The organism is Paraglaciecola hydrolytica (assembly GCF_001565895.1).
In the GTDB taxonomy this organism is placed as follows: Bacteria; Pseudomonadota; Gammaproteobacteria; order Enterobacterales; family Alteromonadaceae; genus Paraglaciecola; species Paraglaciecola hydrolytica.
Genome location: NZ_LSNE01000006.1, coordinates 125542 through 128824 on the forward strand (window position 1 = coordinate 125542; position 3283 = coordinate 128824).

Genomic DNA, 3283 nt, shown 5'->3' on the forward strand with positions numbered 1-3283 from the left:
TTGTTTTTGGTCTTTAAATTGCAAATCAAGATTATTTCTTGTTTGTATAGATTTCCAAATTTGTTGTCGCATATCTGTATTTTGTAATTTATCTATTTCACGCATTTTGTTTTGTTTTGTTTTGTCTCTTGGGTTGATACATGATATTTCATCAATTATCGCAATTTTATTATGTTGTGTATCTTGTTTTGATAATATTTCTGAGTACCATAAATCAACGCCCCAACCAATTAATATGGGATCATAAATTGCCATAAATTCAGCAAGTTTTTCTTTTTGAAATAAAGGGCATGTTACTTCTATAAAATTGGTGTACCGCAACTTAGAGAATGCATGTGTTTCTGTAATACTGAAACTAATCTTACCTCGACGATCGAAAGCGGGTTGCAAAAGCCATAAATTATATTTTTCTTGTATTTGAAAAAGTTGACTTATATCTGCGCCACTGAATATTAGGTCGTCATCCATTATCATTATGGCATCGTATTGGCTAATAATGTCGTTCCATTGATTATAACAGTAATGAAAGTTAGGGAATTTTCCGCCTTTTTTTGCAATATAATATTCGGCTTCATTTTTGAATTTATTATCTTCATCTCCATAGTAGCTAATCCATAAATCAAAGTTACGATAACCTTTTAGCCAATGGGCTAAATTTGAATTAACTCCTGCCGAAGTGAAAACTAAATACTTATTTTTAGGTAGAATTAGTTGCTTGATTAGAATGCTCATATTTACGGCCTATTTAAACCTTGTCAGCAGTTTTATCGGTTTTAGCCCAACCAATATAAGATATTGTTTTAGCGAAAATTTCTTTAAGTCTTTCAGATAATTTTGCTCTACGTTTTAAAGTTTCTAACGAATTAATACCGAATTGTTTTAACATAGTTGAAGTGACGGGCACACCTTGAGTACCACCGGTTTTACCAGAGTGATTTTCCCCTGTATCCAATACCCAACAAATTGCTTTGAACGGAAGAGGCGCTATTTTTTTATTTAGTTTATTAAAATATCCAAGTTGGCGCCTATGGTCACCCAAAATATAGTTCATTCCAAAATCATTAATATTCTCAATAATTTCAATTTGACTAAGCACTTCACCTAATTTCCCTTTGTATTCAATGATATCTAATAATTTTTTATAATCATAAATATAGGTACTGCCGCAGTAACGACATAGACCATGTTTTTGAGTGCTTTTTTTAGCCGCCAAATTAATTAAATAACCTGTATCGACATACCAAAAGCTGGTGTCGCTATTTACAGACACATACTCAACGATATTGCTATTAACCCAGTCATCGGCATCAATAATAAACACTTTTGATGGGTTATATTGATTTATCCAAGCAAGCCCTGCGGCAAGTTTGCTGCCTTTATCTTTCAATACACTTTCAAAAGCAAGCTCAATACTTTTTCCATCGCCAGGTTGTGGAAAATCTACTACCAAAAATTCAACTATTGATTCATCGACTTTAATGTTTGGCATTTCGTTACAAACGATTAAAAATTTAAATTTAAATTGGGTTTTTTGTGAGCATACCGAGCTTATTGTGAGCTGCAATAAATCTAAAATAACGCGATAGTTTTTTGCATTATTTGGGTGTCGGATAGATGTTATAAAAAAAAACATTTTTGATTGACCCTATAAGATTAACTTTCTGAATTTTGCCAATATGAATATTCTAATTTTATCATTTAATTGCCATATATAACGCCATTCTGGAGAAACTTTTTGCAGAATTAAAGAAAGAAAAAACATACAACTAAAATAAATGCCAAAAAAAGTGAATGCCTTTACAGTGAGGCGTATGAAAGCAATATGATTGATATCAACGTCTCGGCTAAGATAAAAACTAAGCATTATAGATATTCCTATCGGGATTATGCCCAGCAATAAGTTACCAACACTGGCTAGACTAGAGTATTTAGTTAAAAAGAATACCGTTAATCCTAAGACAACAATAGCTTCTATCCATACTTTGGTCATAGCAAAATATAGAAAATCTGGGGCGTCTATACTTAATAGTGTGCCGTAAATTAGAAACATTGATATCAATTGGAAATAAAAGATACTTTTGCTGTGTCCGAAAATAACCAATGCCTCGGACATTTGTTTTTGGAAAACATAGATAATAATTGTGAAACTAAAGATCGCAAATAACTCGGAGTATTCTAACCAATTGTCACCTAGTAAAACCTGTACAACGAGCTTGTGCTCTTGAGCAAAAAAAATAGAAATGGGTGTCGCAATAATTAAAGCAACTATCAACGCTACATTTAGCTGCTGATTAAAATATAAAGTATTACCTTTCAGCTGCCTTAATTGCACTAATAGAGGTTCAGTAACAGGTTGCATTAAAAATGTGGTAGGCATAGAAGAAAAGTATTTTATAGTATGGTACGCGCCTAGAATTCCCTGGCTATAAAGAGAGCTAACCAAAAATGTATCTAATTGTCCCTTAAAATAACCAACAATGGATTGCAATAACCACCAACTAGAAAACCCCCATTGTTCCTTGAAACCAATTAGGCATAATCTTGGGCGGTGAGAGTGCAGAAAATAACTACCTACCGTCATTGAAAAATAGGTGACAAACTGTCCTATAACTAACGCCCAGTAACTTTCTAAGAGCCAAGCACTCACAATAACCATTGCAACGGCCAAGAGTTTTGTAATAACTGATAACTTTATAAGTGGCAGATAGTTTTGGTCTCTTCTCAACATAATCAGTCCAGGATTATTAAAAGACCGCATTATCCAAATTCCTGCGAATGCGTATAATACATTGATTAGACGTATATCATTGTAATAGTCTGATATATAAGGCGTCGCAATAATTAATAATGCTGCCATAAAACCATTGCTAGTTACATTGATAGTCCAACCGGTATTGATCATATCTTTGTTAATAGATTCAGCTTTAAGTAGGTATGCTCCAGCTCCATATTGTTTTATAGCATCAACAAATCCCATGACTAAAAAAGCGATGGCTATTAGCCCGAAGTCTTCTGGAACAAGAAGCCTTGCAAGCATTAAAGTGCTAACCAACCCTACTAATTTTCTTAATACTGCCTCAAAGCTCAGTAAAAAACTTCCTGTTAGCATTTTTTTTACATTACTCAAAGCTTTAATTTCCGAGGATTTAATATATAGAATTTTAATATCAGTATGTTAATTCTTTGGAATGCGTAAAGCTAGTGTGGGCCTGGTAATTAATACCGGAAGATCATTATGAATCTAGTCTTTAGAAGAAGTGCGCTCAGCTCGAGCCATAAACGA

The 3283-nt window shown here is 33.3% G+C and carries 3 protein-coding genes; all 3 read right to left on the minus strand.

All coding sequences use genetic code 11. The features are described from left to right. Positions 1-732 (minus strand): DUF707 domain-containing protein (locus AX660_RS23315; protein WP_068377462.1); only part of this gene is annotated, 732 nt, incomplete at its 3' end. 13 nt (positions 733-745) lie between these two features. Continuing rightward, the gene (locus tag AX660_RS12615) at positions 746-1633 is read right to left on the minus strand and encodes a hypothetical protein (protein ID WP_068377465.1); all 888 of its coding nucleotides are present in this window, start codon (positions 1631-1633) and stop codon (positions 746-748) included. A 12-nt stretch (positions 1634-1645) separates the two neighbouring features. Next, complete coding sequence (locus AX660_RS12620) at positions 1646-3127, minus strand: oligosaccharide flippase family protein (RefSeq protein WP_131811799.1); 1482 nt, start codon at positions 3125-3127, stop codon at positions 1646-1648. Positions 3128-3283: the final 156 nt, after the last annotated feature.